14 protein-coding genes are annotated in these 16,483 nt (G+C 69.3%); 8 read left to right on the forward strand and 6 right to left on the reverse strand.

Annotated elements, in window-relative coordinates; all coding sequences use genetic code 11:
* Positions 1-207: 207 nt before the first annotated feature.
* The gene (locus PSQ40_RS16925) at positions 208-480 is read left to right on the forward strand and encodes a hypothetical protein (RefSeq protein WP_273953070.1); all 273 of its coding nucleotides are present in this window, start codon (positions 208-210) and stop codon (positions 478-480) included.
* 120 nt (positions 481-600) lie between these two features.
* On the opposite strand, the gene PSQ40_RS16930 is transcribed toward PSQ40_RS16925, so the two are convergent.
* A complete protein-coding gene (locus PSQ40_RS16930; RefSeq protein ID WP_273953071.1) occupies positions 601-2,025 on the reverse strand; it encodes an FAD-binding oxidoreductase in 1,425 nt (474 codons plus the stop codon).
* A gap of 224 nt (positions 2,026-2,249) precedes the next feature.
* On the opposite strand from PSQ40_RS16930, the gene PSQ40_RS16935 reads away from it, so the two are divergent.
* The gene (locus PSQ40_RS16935; protein WP_273953072.1) at positions 2,250-2,819 is read left to right on the forward strand and encodes a cob(I)yrinic acid a,c-diamide adenosyltransferase; all 570 of its coding nucleotides are present in this window, start codon (positions 2,250-2,252) and stop codon (positions 2,817-2,819) included.
* Positions 2,820-2,872: 53 nt separating this feature from the next.
* Positions 2,873-3,787, forward strand: a complete 915-nt coding sequence (locus PSQ40_RS16940) for a LysR family transcriptional regulator (protein ID WP_273953221.1) — start codon at positions 2,873-2,875, stop codon at positions 3,785-3,787.
* 149 nt (positions 3,788-3,936) lie between these two features.
* Here PSQ40_RS16940 and PSQ40_RS16945 read toward each other — a convergent pair whose 3' ends face one another.
* Positions 3,937-5,154, reverse strand: coding sequence for a D-amino acid dehydrogenase (locus tag PSQ40_RS16945; RefSeq protein WP_273953073.1), 1,218 nt, complete (start codon positions 5,152-5,154; stop codon positions 3,937-3,939).
* A gap of 374 nt (positions 5,155-5,528) precedes the next feature.
* Between PSQ40_RS16945 and PSQ40_RS16950 the strand changes: the two genes are divergently transcribed.
* Both PSQ40_RS16950 and PSQ40_RS16955 read left to right on the forward strand, forming a co-directional pair.
* Entirely contained in the window at positions 5,529-6,413 is an 885-nt protein-coding gene (locus PSQ40_RS16950) for an amino acid ABC transporter substrate-binding protein (RefSeq protein WP_273953222.1), read from the forward strand.
* A 462-nt stretch (positions 6,414-6,875) separates the two neighbouring features.
* Positions 6,876-7,631 carry an aspartate/glutamate racemase family protein gene (locus PSQ40_RS16955; protein ID WP_273953074.1) on the forward strand — a complete coding sequence of 252 codons (756 nt, stop codon included), beginning with the start codon at positions 6,876-6,878 and terminating at the stop codon, positions 7,629-7,631.
* On the opposite strand, the gene PSQ40_RS16960 is transcribed toward PSQ40_RS16955, so the two are convergent.
* On the reverse strand, positions 7,619-8,563 hold the full coding sequence (locus PSQ40_RS16960; RefSeq protein WP_273953075.1) for a CysB family HTH-type transcriptional regulator: 945 nt from the start codon (positions 8,561-8,563) through the stop codon (positions 7,619-7,621). The genes PSQ40_RS16955 and PSQ40_RS16960 overlap by 13 nt on opposite strands.
* A gap of 192 nt (positions 8,564-8,755) precedes the next feature.
* Here PSQ40_RS16960 and PSQ40_RS16965 point away from each other — a divergent pair, with 192 nt between their 5' ends.
* Complete coding sequence (locus PSQ40_RS16965) at positions 8,756-9,913, forward strand: ABC transporter substrate-binding protein (protein ID WP_273953076.1); 1,158 nt, start codon at positions 8,756-8,758, stop codon at positions 9,911-9,913.
* A 172-nt stretch (positions 9,914-10,085) separates the two neighbouring features.
* Here the strand turns inward: PSQ40_RS16965 and PSQ40_RS16970 are convergent, their stop codons facing one another.
* Positions 10,086-10,631, reverse strand: a complete 546-nt coding sequence (locus PSQ40_RS16970) for a superoxide dismutase family protein (protein WP_273953077.1) — start codon at positions 10,629-10,631, stop codon at positions 10,086-10,088.
* 133 nt (positions 10,632-10,764) lie between these two features.
* Positions 10,765-12,054 (reverse strand): solute carrier family 23 protein, encoded by a 1,290-nt coding sequence (locus tag PSQ40_RS16975; protein WP_273953078.1) that lies wholly within the window; start codon positions 12,052-12,054, stop codon positions 10,765-10,767.
* Between the two features lie 203 nt (positions 12,055-12,257).
* Between PSQ40_RS16975 and PSQ40_RS16980 the strand changes: the two genes are divergently transcribed.
* A complete protein-coding gene (locus PSQ40_RS16980) occupies positions 12,258-13,124 on the forward strand; it encodes an HDOD domain-containing protein (RefSeq protein ID WP_273953079.1) in 867 nt (288 codons plus the stop codon).
* A 118-nt stretch (positions 13,125-13,242) separates the two neighbouring features.
* Positions 13,243-15,369: an acetoacetate--CoA ligase gene (locus PSQ40_RS16985; RefSeq protein WP_273953080.1), complete on the forward strand. Its 2,127-nt coding sequence runs from the start codon at positions 13,243-13,245 to the stop codon at positions 15,367-15,369.
* A 67-nt stretch (positions 15,370-15,436) separates the two neighbouring features.
* Here PSQ40_RS16985 and PSQ40_RS16990 read toward each other — a convergent pair whose 3' ends face one another.
* A complete protein-coding gene (locus PSQ40_RS16990; protein WP_273953081.1) occupies positions 15,437-16,336 on the reverse strand; it encodes a DMT family transporter in 900 nt (299 codons plus the stop codon).
* Positions 16,337-16,483: the final 147 nt, after the last annotated feature.

The raw sequence follows: 16,483 nt of genomic DNA on the forward strand, positions 1-16,483 counted from the left end.
GCCCGTGACGCCGCCGTGTCGGTGGACGCCAAGTCCCGCGTGCTGCCCGAAGTCAAGTCGGCCCTGACCCGCGCTGAAGTGCGCCAGGCCGCCGCCACCGCCAACCGCGCTGGCCAACTGCACTACGGCGAACTGAGCTTCTGAGCCCCGTCCCGGCTGAGCCAGACCCCCGAACAAGACCCTGCTGAACACGAAAGAGAGACCCCCATGAACCGCAACTTCATCACCGCCGCCCTGATCGCCACCGCCGCCTTCGCCGCTGCCCCCAGCTTTGCCGCTGGCGAAGCCGACTACAACGACCAATTCCCCGCGGCCGTCTCGCAACGCACCCGCGCTGAAGTGATCGCCGAAGCCAGCAAGGCGGCCCGTGATTCGGCCGTGGCCGTGGACTCCAAGTCCCGCGTTCAGCCTGAAGTCAAGTCCACGCTGACCCGCGACGAAGTGCGTCAAGCCGCTGCCAAGGCCAGCCGCGCTCAGTGAGGGCGTGAACACAAGAGGCCGGTCCTCTTGTGACGGTCCCCCAAACAAAACCCCGCACCAGCCTCAGGCCGGTGCGGGGTTTTTGGGTTTCAGGGCGCAGCGGTCAGCGCGCTGCCGCGCTCACAGCGCGAAGATCTTGCCCGGGTTCAGGATGTTCTTGGGGTCGAGCGCGCGCTTGATGGTGCGCATCATGTCCACCGCGCCGGCGCCGGTCTCATCGACCAGGAAGCCCATCTTGTGCAGGCCCACGCCGTGCTCGCCGGTGCAAGTGCCTTCGAGCTTCAGGGCCCGCATGACCAGCTTTTGGTTCAGGGCTTCGGCGGTTTCGCGTTCTTTCGGGTCTTCGGGGTTGATCAGGTAGCCGAAGTGGAAGTTGCCGTCGCCGACGTGGCCCACCAGGAAGTACGGGATGCCGCTGGCGTCGGTCTCGGCCACCGAGTCGAGCAGGCAGTCGGCCAGGCGGCTGATGGGCACGCAGGTGTCGGTGGAGATGGCCTTGCAGCCCGGGCGCGACTGCACGGCGGCGAAGTAGGCGTTGTGCCGCGCCGTCCACAGGCGGGTGCGCTCCTCAGGCGTGCTGGCCCATTCAAAGGCATTGCCGCCGAATTCGCTGGCGATTTCTTGCACGGTCTCGGCCTGTTCCTTGACGCTGGTCGGCGAGCCGTGGAATTCCATCAGCAGCAGCGGTTCTTCGCGCAGGCCCAGCTTGGCGTAGGCGTTGACCATGCGCACCGTGTTGTGGTCGATCAGTTCGACGCGCGCGATCGGCACGCCCAGCTGGATGGTCTGGATGGTGGTGCGCACCGCCGCTTCGATGCTGGGGAAGGAGCAGATCGCCGCCGACACCGCCTCGGGCAGCGGGTACAGGCGCACGGTGATTTCGGTGATCACGCCCAGCGTGCCTTCGCTGCCCACCATCAGGCGGGTCAGGTCGTAGCCGGCGCTGCTCTTTTTGGCGCGGGTGCCGGTGCGGATGACGTCACCGCTGGCGGTCACCACTTCGAGCGCCAGCACGTTTTCGCGCATGGTGCCGTAGCGCACGGCGTTGGTGCCGCTGGCGCGGGTGGCGGTCATGCCGCCAATCGAGGCGTCGGCGCCCGGGTCGATCGGGAAGAACAGGCCGGTGGCCTTGATCTCTTCATTGAGCTGCTTGCGGGTGATGCCCGGTTGCACGGTGACGGTCAGGTCGTCGGCGTTGATGCTCAACACCTGGTTCATGCGGCTGACGTCCAGGCTGATGCCGCCCTGCACGGCCAGCAGGTGGCCCTCGAGCGAGGAGCCGGCGCCGAACGGGATCACCGGCGTGTCGTACTGGCTGGCCAGGCGCACCGCGTCGGCGACGTCGGTCGTGCTTTCGGCAAACACCACGGCGGCCGGCGGCGGCACTTCAAACGACGACTCATCGCGCCCGTGCTGCTCGCGCACCGCCTGGGCCGTGCTGCACTGGTCGCCAAAGCGGGCCTTCAGGGCCTCGATCAGGGCGGCCGGCACCTCGCGTTGGTTGACTTCGGGCAGCAGGTGCAGGGTGGCGGTCGGGGCGTTCATGGTGTCTCCAGTTCGGCGTTGGGTGTGGCGGGGCACTCGCAGGTGCGCTCGTGGGGCCTGAAAATAGCATTTTAGGAGTCACCCCGACCCCTTGCACTGTGGGTATTACGGTGCGGGCCCACCGTGGCCCGCTCGCGCACAATGCGGGCCTGCCGAGCGGGCGCCGCCCGGCCCTTGATTTCCGATCCACCGATCCCCTGTTTCTCTCACCGAAGGAGCCTCGAATGGCCAAGCGCCTCACCCAGATTGCCACCCGCACCGGCGACAACGGCAGCACCGGCCTGGGCGACAACCGCCGGGTGTCCAAGAACAGCCTGCGCGTGCACGCCATGGGCGATGTCGATGAACTCAACTCGCACATTGGCCTGCTGCTTTGCGAGCCGCTGCCCGAGGACGTGCGCGAACTGTTGACCGACATCCAGCACCAGCTGTTCAACCTGGGGGGCGAGCTGTCCATCCCGGGGTTTGAGTTGCTCAAGGCCGAGGCCGTGTTGCAGCTGGACGAGGCGCTGGCGCACCACAACGCCAGCCTGCCGCGCCTGGCCGAGTTCATCCTGCCGGCCGGGCGCCGCAGCGCGGCCCAGGCCCATGTGTGCCGCACCGTGGCGCGCCGCGCCGAGCGCGCGGTGGTGGCGCTGGGCAACGAGGAGGCCCTCAACGAGGCACCGCGTCAGTACCTGAACCGCCTGTCTGACCTGATGTTTGTGCTGGCCCGCGTGCTCAACCGGCTCGATGGCGGCGATGATGTTTACTGGAAAAGCGAGCGCCTGGCGCGCCAGCAGGCCGCCGACTGAGCGCGCTGGCCCTGGCCCCCTGTTTGTCCTGACGAGCCTGCCCCACCACCATGATGCGACTGCGCCACATCGAGGTCTTCAACGCCATCATGCTCACCGGCAGCGTGAGCGCGGCGGCCCGCCTCATCAACATCACCCAGCCCGCGGTCAGCCGCACCTTGCAGCACGCCGAGATCCAGCTCGGGTTTGCGCTGTTCCAGCGGGCCAAGGGCCGGCTCACGCCGACCACCGAGGCGCTGACGCTGTTCCCCCACATCGAGCGCCTGTTCGCCCAGCTTGACGAGGTGCAGCGCCTGGCCACCAGCCTGCGGGGCGGCCATGTGGCGGGCGAACTGCGCATCGTCACCGTGTTGGCGCTGAGCTACGAGGTGCTGCCGCGGGCCCTGGCGCGCTTCAAGAAGAAGCACCCCGACATCGTGGTCAGTGTCGAGGCGCTGCACTCGCCGCAGATCGTCTCCTCGCTGATGCTGCAAGAGGCCGATGTGGGCTTTGTCTTCAGTGCGCTGGCCCACCCCTCGCTGACCCAGGAGCACCTGGCCGACAGTGCCATGGTCTGCGTGGTGCCCAAGGGCCTGCTGCCCGCGCGCCAGATCAAGTCTGGCAGCCTGAGCCTGGCCGACCTGGCCCAGGTGCCGGTGATCAACCTCGACGCGCGCGACCCCATCGGCACCCGCCTCAGCCAGGCCTGCCGCGAGACCGGCGTGGGCTTCAACTCCTACGTCACCGTGCAGACCTACCACGCCGCGCTGGCCATGGCCCACCACGGGCTGGGCGTGGCCCTGGTGGACGGTTGCACCGCCGTGTCGGCGGACCGCAGCAAGGTCGACGTGCTGGCGCTGGCGCCGCGCATCGCGGTGCCGGTGCAGGCGCTGCGCCTGGCCGACAAACCGGGCTCGGTGCTGGTGCGCGCCATCACGCAGGCCATCCAGCGCGAGATCCAGCAGGTGGTGGCTGGCGTGCCGGTTTGAGCGGGGCGCCCGTGCGCCGTTGAAACCCGCGCGTGTCGGTGGGCCCGTGGCCTGCACGGGCCTGCACGGGCCGCGCCGTGGGCGGTGGCATGGCCGGTGATGGCCGCTTGGCTGCGTCGGTGTTGGAGTCGGTGTCGGCTGGCCCCGCCTCAAGTGCGCAGCGCCTGGACCAGGGCCGCCGCGGTGCCAAACGCCAGCGTGAAACCCAGTGCCCCGTGACCGGTGTTGAGCCACAGGTTGCCGGGGCCGCCGCGCACCCGCCCGGTGATCGGCAAGCCGCTGGGGGTGGCCGGGCGCAGGCCGCTCCAGGGGCGCACTTCGCCCTCGGTGGGGCAGCCTGGAAACACCTCGGCCGTGGCGCGGCGCAGCGTGTCCACGCGGCTGGGCGGGATGTCGCGGCCATAGCCGGTCAGCTCCACCATGCCGGCCACGCGCAGGCGCTGGCCGATGCGGGCGAACACCACTTTGCGGGCACTGTCGGTGACGCTGACCTGGGGCGCCCGGTCGGGTGCCGCGCCCACGTCCAATGTCAGGCTGTAGCCCTTCAAAGGGTAGACCGGCGGGCGCAGGCCCAGCGGCTGGCACAGGCGCAAGGTGTCGCTGCCCAGCGCCACCACAAAATGATCGGCGCGCAGCGGGCCGTGGGCGCTGTGCGCGGCCACCACCTGGCCGCCAACCAGTTCCAGCCGCTCGATGGGGGTGTCATAGCGCAGCTCGGCGCCGCGCTGGGTCAGGGCCTGGGCCAGCGCCTGGCACACCTTGAGGCAGTCGGCCGCGCTCTCGCTGGGGGTGTAGACCGCCCCCGCGTACTGCGACTGGTAAGCCGCCAAGGCGGGCTCGATGGCCACGCTCTCGGCCGCGCTCACCAGGCGCTGTGCCGGCCCACCGAGGCGGGCTTGCAGGTCGATCTGGGCCTGGGCCACGTCCAGGCCCGCGGCGCTGGGCAGCAGCACCAGCTTGCCAGGGCTGTGGTGGTCCACGTCGGGGCGCAGGTCGGCCAGCATCTGCTCGAAGCCCTGGCGGCTGCGCGCGGCCAGGTCCAGCAGCCAGGCCGTGCTGCGCTCGGAGCGCGCACGCCGGCAGGCGGCCAGGAACTGCAGGCCCCAGCGCCACTGGTGCGGGTCGGCCTGCAGTCGAAACTGCAGCGGTGAGTCAGCGGCCAGCAGCAGCTTGGGCAATTGGCCCCAGATCGCCGGGTCGGCCAGCGGCTGCACGTAGGCGTAGCTCAGCTGGGCTCCGTTGCCGCCGCTGGCGCCTTGGCCGGGCGCGCTGGCCTGGTCCACCACCGTCACCTGGTGGCCGTCTTGTTGCAAGGAATACGCGGCCGCCAGGCCGGTGATGCCGGCGCCCAGGACGCAGATGTGCATGTGCAGAGCCCTTCCGAAAAGCCCGACTGTAGGGCGACCGCCAGGTCCGCGCTCATGCCAATCGGCCCCAGGGCCATGACGCTGGGTTATGGGGTGCGCGGGCCCCAGCCCGCTGCCTGGGGGCGCGCGCTGCCCTCGGGGGGCGGGTTGTCCCGCATGGGCGGCTCAGACCATAACCTTTTGTAATGAGGTTGCCGTGAAAAGGAATTACCGCGCGCCGCGTCGCCCTCCCTACACTGAATCGGGCGGTGTGTTGAACCTGCGGTCCCGCGGTCACCCCCGGCCCTGCCGGCCCCGCGTTGTGGGACGGCGGTTTGACCTTGTTTGTGATTCACCCACCCCTACTAGCCACTGAGAGGCCTTGTTCCATGAAGATGAAACTGCTCCCCCTGCTGCTTTGCGCTGCCGTCACCGCCACCGGCAGTGCCGGTGTTCTGGCCAACACCCTGGAGAAGGTGGCCGCTTCGGGCAAGATCACGCTGGCCTACCGCGAGTCGTCGGTGCCCTTCAGCTACCTCGACGGCCCGGCCAAGCCCATTGGCTTTTCGGTGGACGTGGCCAATGCTGTGGCCGACGCGGTGCGCAAACAACTCAAGAAGCCCGACCTTCAGGTCGAGTGGCAGGCCGTGACCTCGCAGAACCGCATCCCGCTGCTCATGAACGGCACCATCGACCTCGAGTGCGGCTCGACCACCAACAACACCGCGCGCGGCAAGGACGTGGCCTTTGCCATCAACCATTTCTACACCGGCACGCGCCTGCTGGTGAAGAAGAGCTCGGGCATCAAGGACTACGCTGACCTCGCGGGCAAGAACGTCGCCATCACCACCGGCACCACCAACCTGCAGGTACTGCGCAAGTACAGCGCCGACAAGAACCTGAACTTCAACCTGCAGTTTGGCAAGGACCACGCGGACTCTTTCCTGCTGGTCGAGACCGACCGCGCGCTGGCCTTCGGCATGGACGACATCCTGCTGTACGGCCTCAAGGCCAACGCCAAGAACCCCGCCGATTACGAGGTGGTGGGCGAGTCGCTGCAGGTCGAGCCCTATGCCTGCATGCTGCGCAAGGACGACCCGGCCTTCAAGCAACTGGTGGATGGCGTCATCGGCGGCCTGATGAAGAGTGGCGACTTCGAGAAGCTCTACACCAAGTGGTTCCTGCAACCCATCCCGCCCAAGAACCAGCCCCTGGGCCTGCCCATGAGCCCGCAACTCAAGGACAACTTGAAAGCCTTGAGCGATAAGCCCGCGACATGAGGCCCCCACGCTCCCCCACTTCGTGTGGGTCGCTGCCCCCCGAGGGGGCCCCGGCCGCCTTGGGGGCGGCCCGGCGGCGGCCGGAGGTGAGGCCCCCACGCTCCCCCACTTCGTGTGGGTCGCTGCCCCCCGAAGGGGCCCCGGCCGCCTTGGGAGCGGCCTGGCGGCGGCCGGAGGTGAGGCTCCCACGGTCGCGCACGGCGTGTCGCTCCCTGCCCCCGAGGGGGGCCGGTCGCCTTGGGGGCGGCCTGGCGGCGTCCGGAGGTGAGGCTCCTACGCTCCCCCACGTCGTGTGGGTCGCTGCCCTCAGAGGGGGGCGGTCGCCTTGGGCGCGGTCCGAAGGTGGCCGGTGGTGAGGTCTCCACGGTCGCGCACGGGGTGTCGTCCCCTGTCCCTTGAGGGGGCCCGGGGACGGGGTGGTCATTCAACAAATCGGTGGATTGAGAAGAGAAAGCGGTGGTGATGGCAACGCAGGTGGTGGGCATTCTGGGCGGCATGGGGCCGGCTGCGGGGGCGGACTTTGTGCGCCTTTTCGTGGACGCTTGTGCGCGTTTGCTGCAGGCCCGTGGCGACCGGGTGCGCGATCAGGCGTTTCCGGAGCATTGGCTGGCCCAGGTGCCGGTGCCGGACCGCAGCGGTGCCTTGCTGTCCACCGAGGCCGGCGCGCACCAGCCGCTGGAGCCGATGTTGCAGGCGCTGGGCCGCTTGGCTGCGCTGGGGGTGCAGAGTGTGGCCATGGCTTGCAACACGGCGCACGCCTGGCATGGCCGCTTGCAGGCGCGCTTTCCGCAAATCGACTTGCTGCATGTGGCCGACGAGGTGGCACGGGCGCTGCGCGCCGAGGGTGTGCCCCAGGCCATCTTGCTGGCCACCACGGGCACCTACCAGACCCGGCTGTATGACGAAGCGCTCGCGCGCGTCGGCATGGGCTTGATCACACCGGACGCGGCGGGGCGCGAGCGCCTCATGCACGGCATTTACGAGGGGGTGAAGCGTGGCGATCTGGCGCTGGCCCAGCGCTGTTTTGCCGAGGTGGCGCAGGACCTGCTGGACCGCCACGGCCCCCAGCCCCTGATCATGGGCTGCACCGAGATCCCGCTGGCCTTGCCCGGGGCCCCGGGCTTGGTCGGGCAGCGCCTGCTGGACCCGGCCCAGTACCTGGCCCAGGCGCTGGCGCTGCGGGCCTATGGCGGGCGGCCCGCGGCTCAGATGTCGTAGTCCGAGGCCTGGCCATCGTCGGCCAGGGCCTTCTCGACGATCGCGCGGTTCAGGGTCGGCGCAAAGGACTCGATGAAGGCATACACATAGCCGCGCAGATAGCTGCCGCGGCGCACCGCGAGGCGGGTCAGGTTGATGCCGAACAGGTGGCCTGCGTCGATGGCGCGCAGACCCGTGTCGCGTTCGGCTTCGTAAGCGATCGAGGCCACGATGCCCACGCCCATCCCCAGCTCGACATAGGTCTTGATGACGTCGGCGTCCATCGCGGTCAGCACGATGTTGGCTGCCTGCTGGCGCTGGCCAAACGCTTCATCGATGTGGCTGCGGCCGGTGAAGCCGTTGTCGTAGGTGATCAGTGGCCACTGCGCCAGGCGCTCCAGCGTCAGGGGCGCGTCCAGCAAGGGGTGACCAGGCTGCACGATGACCGAGTGGGTCCAGCGGTAGCAGGGCAGGGCGAGCAGCGCGTCGTACTGCGCCAGCGCCTCGGTGGCAATGCCCACATCGGCTTCACCCGACAGCAGCATTTCGGCCACCTGCCGTGGCGAGCCCTGGTGCAGGTTGAGCTTGACGTTGGGGAACTGGGCGCGGAATTCCTGCACCGCGGCGGGCAGCGCGTAGCGGGCCTGCGAGTGGGTGGCCGCGATCGACAACAGGCCGTTTTGCTGCGCCACAAACTCCTGGCCCGCCTTGCGCAGGTTGGCGCTGTCCAGCAGCATGCGCTCGATGATGGGCAGCACATGCTGGCCGGGATCGGTCAGGCCAGTCAGGCGCTTGCCGGCCCGCACGAACAGTTCGATCCCCAGCTCTTCCTCGAGCTCGCGGATCTGTCGGCTCACGCCGGGTTGGGAGGTGTGCAGCGAGTGCGCGACTTCGGTCAGATTGAAGCCGCAGCGCACGGTTTCGCGCACCGATCGAAGTTGCTGGAAGTTCATTTTTTGCGGGGTCCTCGGCTGTCTTAATGAGTAAAAGTAATTATTCGTTGTTTCTTTATTTCTCGCAAAGCCTGAAAAGTGGAATGCATATGACGAAGTTGGCGTAAGCGGGCGCCCGGGCCATCCCCAATGGTGCGCAGGCGCGATGAACGGCAGACTGGCCCTTTCCGCTTTGTTGAAAAGGTTCTGCCCATGCTTGGTCGTCGTCACTTCCTCCGTCAGGCGCCGCGCCTGGCTGCCTGGGCCGCTGTGCCGGCCTGGATCGGTTCGGCGCAAGCGCAAGAAGGGGTGTCCAACAAGGCAATCACCATCGGTTCGACGGCGGCCCTCAGCGGCCCCCTGGGGGCGCTGGGCCAGGACCTGAAGCTTGGCATCGACGCGGCGATGGCCCAGATCAATGCCCGCGGCGGGGTGGGGGGGCGCAGCCTGCAGCTGCAGATGCAGGACGATGCCTATGTGCCGGCGCGCTCGGTGGAGAACGTGCGCAAGATGGTCGGAGATGGCTCGGTGCTGGCCCTGTTGTCGTGCATGGGCACGCCCAACAACACGGCGCTGCTGCCCCTGCTGGAGGAACACAACTTGCCCTATGTGGCGCCGCTGACCGGCGCGTCGTCCTTGCGCCGGCCGGGCAACCGCCCCATTTTTCATGTGCGTGCCAGCTACACCGATGAAACCCAGCGCCTGATCCAGCGCCTGGCTAGCATGGGCATGAAGCAGCTCGCCATCGTCTACCTGGACAACGGCTTTGGCCGCGAGGTGCTGGCCGACGCGCTGAAGTTCATGGCCGCGCAAGGCCTGGAGGCCCTGGCCCAGGTGCCGCTGGACACCGGGGGCAAGAACCTGCCCGAGGTGGTCAACCAGGTGCTCGCAGCCCGGCCTGGCGCCGTCTTCATGGCCACCGCCGGGGTGGTGTCCCAGTCCCTGGTGACGGGCTTGCGCAAGCAGTCGCCGTCGCTGCCGCTGGCGGGCCTCAGCGTGGCCTTGAGCCAGGACAGCGTGAAGGCCCTCGGGCCGCTGGGCAGCGGTGTGGCGCTGACCATGGTGTTCCCGGACCCGAACCGTGCCAAGACCCCGGTGGTGCGCGAGTACCAGTCAGCCATGCGCGCGCTGGGGCAAAGCGAGTTTTCACAGGGCAGCCTTGAGGGCTACATCAACACCCGGGTGCTGGCCGAAGGCCTGGAGCGCAGTGGCAAAGACCCGAGCCGCGCCCGCTTGCGCAGCGCGCTGGCCACCCTGCGGGGCCTGGACCTGGGGGGCTTTGTGGTCGACTACGGCAGCAGCCCGCCGTATGTGGGGTCGCACTTTGTCGAGCTGGGCATCCTGGGCTCGAACGGCCGCTTCGTCGGCTGAGGGCCGTGGGCCTGGGCCCGGCAGGGGGCCGGGTGGGGACGCCGGTGGGGGGCCGTCGGTCGCCACCCACCGGGCGGGTGACGGGACGCGCGCCCCAGGTGTGCGGGGCCCGGCGGGGCCGGGAGCGTGACCGGCGCGCGCGCCCGCCGCCAGGGCCGGGCGGGGCCTTGAATCAGACCTTCTGGATCACGGCGCAGGCCACGCGCGGGCCCGAGTTGCCGGTCGGCTGGGTGCGGTAGTCATCGGGGTCGCGGTGCACGATCAGGCCCTTGCCCACGATGCTGGCCGGCCCGTCTTGCAGGGTCAGGCTGCGGCTGTCAAAGTCCACCCGCGCAACGCCTTGTGCGTTGGCCACCAGGGCCGGCAGGTCGCCGCTGTGGTGGGCGCCGGCCCCGTGTTGACCGTGGGCCGCGCCGGTGGGGTTGAAGTGGCCGCCGGTGCTCATGCCGTCGCCGCTGCTGCAGTCGCCTTTTTCATGGATGTGGAAGCCGTGCTCGGCGTTGGGCTTGAGGCCGCGCACTTCGCCGCTGACCTTGACCTGCGAGCCCACCTGCACGAACCGCAACTCGCCGCTGACCTGGTTGCCCTGGGTGGGGCGCAGGTTGGCCACGGCCGAGGGGCCGCTGGGGCCGGTGGCGCAGGCGCTCAAACCGGCCAGCCACAGGGCGCAGGCGCCGAGCAGCAGCGGGCGCGCGCCGGGGAAAGTCAATGTCGACATGGGAATTCCTCCTGAGGGTGTTGGGTGTTGGGTGTGGCGTGAAGCGTAGCGCAAGCCCTGGACCCGCGGAAGCTGGCCTGCCCCAGGCGGAGATCCGGGCCCCACTGCGGTGGGGCCCGGTGAGCGCGCAGGCTCAGTCGGCGCGGCGCGCCAGCAGGGCGTGCAGCAAGATGGCGCCGAAGGTGGCGGTACCGATGCCGCCGAGGCCGAAGCTGCCGAACTTCAGCGTGAAGTCACCGGTGCCCAGGATCAGCGTCACGGCGGCCACGATGAGGTTCTTGTTGTCGGCAAAGTTCACTTGGTTGTCGACCCAGATCTTGGCACCGGCGACGGCGATCAGACCGAACACCACGATCGACACCCCGCCCATCACGGGCAGCGGGATGGCCTGGATGATGGCGCCGAACTTCGGGCTGAAGCCCAGCACCACGGCCAGCAGCGCAGCGCAGGCGAACACGGCGGTGGAGTAGATCTTGGTTGCGGCCATCACACCGATGTTCTCGGCGTAGGTGGTCACGCCGGTGCCCCCCGCCGCGCCCGACACCATGGTCGCCACGCCGTCGCCAATGAAGGCACGGCCCATGTAGGCGTCCAGGTTCTTGCCGGTCATGGCCGTCACGGCCTTGATGTGGCCCAGGTTCTCGGCCACCAGGATGATCGCCACCGGGGCGATCAGCAGCATGGCGGGGCCATCGAAGACCGGGCTTTGCAGGCTGGGCAAGCCGAACCAGGCGGCGTTGATCACGCCCGACAGGTCCACCGGTTTGCCCAGGCCCAGGCCATTGGTCAGCACCGCGTAGGCCAGCGTGGCCACCACCAGGCCAACCAGGATCAGCAGGCGCTGCAGCATGCCGCGCGTCAACACCGCCACCAAGCCGACGCAGACGAAGGTCAAGGCCTGCATCCAGCTGTCGAAGTTGCTGGCCGCCATGTTCTTGACCGGGATGCTGGCCAGGTTCAGGCCGATCACCGCGACCACCGCGCCGGTCACGACCGGGGGCATGAAGCGCTCGATCCAGCGCGTGCCCACGGCCTGCACCAGCACACCGATCAAGGTGTAGATGGCACCGCAGGCGATGATGCCGCCCAGCGCCACGGCCATGTTGGCGTTCGGGCCCTTGCCCGCGTAACCCGAGGCCGCGATCACCACGCCAATGAAGGCAAAGCTCGAGCCCAGGTAGCTGGGCACCTTGCCGCCGGTGATCAGGAAGAAGATCAGCGTGCCGACGCCGCTCATGAGGATGGCCACATTGGGGTCAAAGCCCATCAAGATCGGGGCCAGCACGGTGGCGCCAAACATGGCGATCACGTGCTGCACGCCCATCAGTGCGGTCTGGCCCCAGGGCAGGCGCTCGTCCGGGCCAATCACCCCGCCTTGTGCCAGCACCTCGGTGCCGCGCAGCCGCCAATCGAAAAGTCCCATGGTGAAATCCTGTCTGTCTGGTTAGAAATGCGGCGATGCTAGCAGGGCCCCAGGCGCCGCGGACCGGGGTTTTGCCGCAGGCGCCCGGGCGTGAAAGCGGCGCGGAAGTGGGGCCGCCGTCAGGGGCGCCGGGTTAAACGTAAGCATTTGCAACGACAATGGGGGCCTCTTGCGGCGCTTTATCCGCCGTGACCCAGACGCCTGTGACCTCTTCCACGATCGACCAAGACATTGACACGGCCCGCCGTCAGCCGGCCGTGCGCGACATCCTCATCCCGCCTTGCCCCGAACTGCTGGTGCGCCTGCAGGCCGCGGTGGCCCAGCCCGAGCCCGATGTGGGCGCCCTGGAGCAGATCGCCTCCGCCGACGTGGCCATGGCCGCGGCCGTGATGCGCGCGGCCAACAGCCCCCTGCATGGTCTGGCGCAGCCGGTGCGCACCGTGGGCCTGGCGTTGACGGTGTTGGGGGTGCGCCCGGCGGTTGAGCTGTTGACGGGTTTTCTGGTCGCCAACGCCCTGCCGGCCCGCTCGGCCCTGCTGGACCATTTCTGGGAAAGCTCGCAGCGCCGCGCCATCGCCTGCGAGCACATCGGTCGCCAGCTCTACAGCCTGGACCCCGGCCTGGGCTACAGCTTTGGCCTGTTTTGCCACGTGGGCCTGCCGATCATGATGAAGGCGGTGCGCGGCTACGCGGGCACCATGACCGAGGCGCTGGCCCGCCGCGACCGCACCTTCACGCAGACCGAAAACGCCAACCACCGCACCGACCACGCGGTGGTCGGCGCCATCGTGGCGCGCACCTGGCACCTGCCGCCCGAGGTGGCCCAGGCCATCTGGCTGCACCACGACTTTGCCTGCCTCGGCGACGAGCGCTTTGACGACACGGTGCGCCACCTGGTGGCCATGGGCCTGTTGGCCGAGTACCTGGTGGGCCACCACGAGTTGCTGCAGCCCTCGCGTGAATGGCTCAAGCACGGCCAGGCCTGCCTGGAGCACCTGCACGTCAGCGAGGACGAGCTCAACCACTGGATCGACGAGCTGCACCCGGCTTTCGAGGCCGTGCACCTGTGAGCCTCGGGCCGCGCGGGGCTGTCCAACCCGTGACAGCCTGAGCCACCCACTGCGGGACATCCCCGCTGTGCAATCTCGCCTGGACTGCTAGCCTTGCCCGCAAGGAGGCTTTCAGTCCATGAGTACCGCCACACGGGCCCCGTTCCGGCCCCAGATGACCCTTTACCGCGAATGGCTGCAGCGTGAGCGCGGCCTGAGCTTTGCGTCCTACGACGCGCTGTGGCGCTGGTCCGTCACCGACCTCGACGCCTTCTGGCAAAGCATCTGGGACTACTTCGAGCTGCAGTCGCCCACCCCGCACACCGCGGTGCTGGCGCGCAACGCGATGCCGGGCGCGGTGTGGTTTCCGGGGGCCCAGGTCAACTACGTGCAGCAGGTGTTCCGCCATGTGCAGCCGGCCCACGCCGCGGGGTTCGCGGCCTGGATCAGCCGCAATGAAAAAGGCCAGCAACGCGAACTCAGCTGGCCCGAGCTGCGCCGCCAGGTGGCCGCCCTGGCCCTGCACCTGCGCGCCCAGGGCGTGCAGCGCGGCGACCGCGTGGCCGCCTACCTGCCCAACATCCCCGAGGCCACCATCGCCTTCCTGGCCTGCGCCAGCCTGGGCGCGGTGTGGAGCCTGTGCGCGCCCGACATGGGCACGCACGCGGTGCTCGACCGCTTCAAGCAGATCGAGCCCAAGGTGCTGATCGCCTGCGACGGCGTCAGCTACGGCGGGCGCGACCACGACCGCCTGGGCGTGGTGGCCGAGTTGCGCGCCGCGCTGCCCACCGTGCAGCACCTGGTGTTGCATGGCAACCTGGACCCGGCCGCGACCCTGCCCGACGCCACCCCCCTGAGCGCCGCGCTGGCCCGCGACGATGCCGCCACCGCCGCCTTCGAACCCGAGTGGCTGCCCTTCGACCACCCGCTGTGGATCGTCTACTCCAGCGGCACCACCGGCCTGCCCAAACCCATCGTGCACGGCCACGGCGGCACTGTGGTGGTGGCGCTGGCGCTCAAGACCCTGCACAACGACATCGGCTGCAGCTACGAGCCCAACTCCTGGGGCGAGCGCTACCACTGGTACAGCTCCACCGGCTGGGTGATGTGGAACGCCCAGGTCAGCGGCCTGCTCAGCGGCACCACCTGCGTCACCTACGACGGCAACCCCGGCGGCAGCCGCGACAAGCCCGACTGGAGCACCCTGTGGCGTTTTGCGGCCGACACCGGCGTCACCTTCTTTGGTGCCGGTGCGGCCTTTTTTGCCAACTGCATGAAGGCCGGCATCGACCTGCCCTCGGTCGGTGACCTGCGCGCCGTGCGCGCCCTGGGCACCACCGGCTCGCCGCTGTCCGAGGACGTGCAGCGCTGGGGCACGGCGCAGTTCCGTGCCATCCACGGCCTGAGCGCAGCCGCGGCCCCCGTGGGGGGCAGCGAAACACACGCAGTGGCGAGCGTGGGGGCCGACATCTGGTGGTGCAATATCTCCGGCGGGACGGACTTCGCAGGCGCCTTCATCGGCGGCAACCGCGAGCTGCCCCAGGTGCCGGGCCAGATGCAGTGCCGCATGCTGGGCAGCGCGGTCGAGGCCTGGAACGAGCAGGGTCAGCCGGTGCTGGGCGAGGTGGGCGAGCTGGTGTGCAGCCAGCCGATCCCGTCGATGCCGCTGTTCTTCTGGGGCGACGAGGGTGGGCGGCGCTACCTGTCGAGCTATTTCGACATGTACCCGGCCGGCCACGGGCGCCGCCCCGGCGGCGGTGACGCCGGGCCCGAGGCCGGCGGCGTGTGGCGTCACGGCGACTGGCTGCGCATCGGCGCCGATGGCGGTTGCGTGATCTACGGGCGCTCGGACGCCACCATCAACCGCCATGGCCTGCGCATGGGCACCAGCGAACTCTACAGCGCCGTCGAGGCCCTGCCCGAGGTGCTCGATTCGATGGTGGTCGACCTCGAGTACCTGGGCCGCGACAGCTACATGCCGCTGTTCGTGGTGCTGCGCGAGGGCCACACGCTGGACGACGCCATGCGCCAACGCCTCAACGAGGCGGTCAAGGTGGCCCTGTCGCCGCGCTTTGTGCCCGACGAGATCTTCCAGGTGGCCGAGATCCCGCGCACCTTGACCGGCAAGAAGCAGGAGCTGCCGATCAAAAAGCTGATGCTGGGCCAGCCGATCGAGAAGGTGGTCAACAAGGACGCCATGGCCAACCCGGCCTGCCTGGACTGGTACGTGGCCCTGGCGGCCCAGCGCCTGGCGCAGGCGGCCTGAGGCGGCGCCAGGCGTGTGGGCGCCGGTGGGCTGTGGCTTGGTGGGCCTGGGGGTTGGCGGGGCGTTGTCAGTGCCGTCGGTTGACCAGCACGATGCCGCCGCCCACCAGGGCCAGGGCGCCCAGCAGGCCGGGCGTCAGGGGCTCGTGCAACCAGGCCGCGCCGATCAGCAACGCGAACACCGGCGTCAAGAACACAAAGGCCGACATGCGGGTGGCGGGGTAATGGCCCAGCAGCCACATCCAGCACAGGTAGCTGGCAAAGGCGCCGATGCCCGCCTGCACGGCCAGCGAGCCCAGCGCGAAGGGGCTCAGCGCCAGGCGCCAGACCTCGCCCAGCGCCAGCGACAGCAGGGGCAGCGCCAGCACCGACACCCCCACCTGGTAGAACAACTGCTTTTCGGGCGCCACCCGGCCCAGCGGGGTGCTGCGCAGCACCACCGTGGTCAGGCCCCACATCAGGCCCCCGCCGAGGCCCATCAGGTCCCCCAGCCACTGGCGGGGCAGGGCGTCGGCGTGGCCCAGGCCTTCGGCCAGGGCGGCCAGCACGCCCACAAAGGCCAGCACCAGGCCAACCCACTGACCGCGTTGCAGGCGCTCCGAGGGCAGGAAGCGCGGCAGCACCAGCGCGACCCAGAACGGCGAGGTGTAGATGAACACCGTCAGGCGCGAGGCCGTGGTGAACTGCAGGCCCTGGTAGATGCAGGCAAACTCGCCCGCGAACAGCAGACCGGCCAGCAGCCCGTAGCGCAGCGAGCCGTCGCGCTGGAACAGTGGCACGCCACGCCAGCGGCACCAGCCCCAGATCAGCCCCGCCGCGAGCGTGAAACGCAGCCAGGCCTGGTACACCGGGGGCACCTCGGCCACCGTCGCCTTGACCAGCACCTGCTGGAAGCCCCAGAACAAACAGCAGACCAGGAGCAGGCCCACGGCCAGTCCATCGAGGTGGTTTTTGCGCACAACAGTCATCGCTGGATCATAGGGGCCCCCGCCTGCGGCCGCCGTCGCCCCGGTGTCCGGCGTGGGCGGGGCCGTGCCCGCTGCACCCGCCCCACCGCGCCGGGGATCGTTTGCCCGCGGGAAGGTGCGGCCAGCACTGTAAACTTCCGTCATTTC

This window comes from Curvibacter cyanobacteriorum, from assembly GCF_028649475.1.
GTDB classification, from domain to species: domain Bacteria; phylum Pseudomonadota; class Gammaproteobacteria; order Burkholderiales; family Burkholderiaceae_C; genus Curvibacter; species Curvibacter cyanobacteriorum.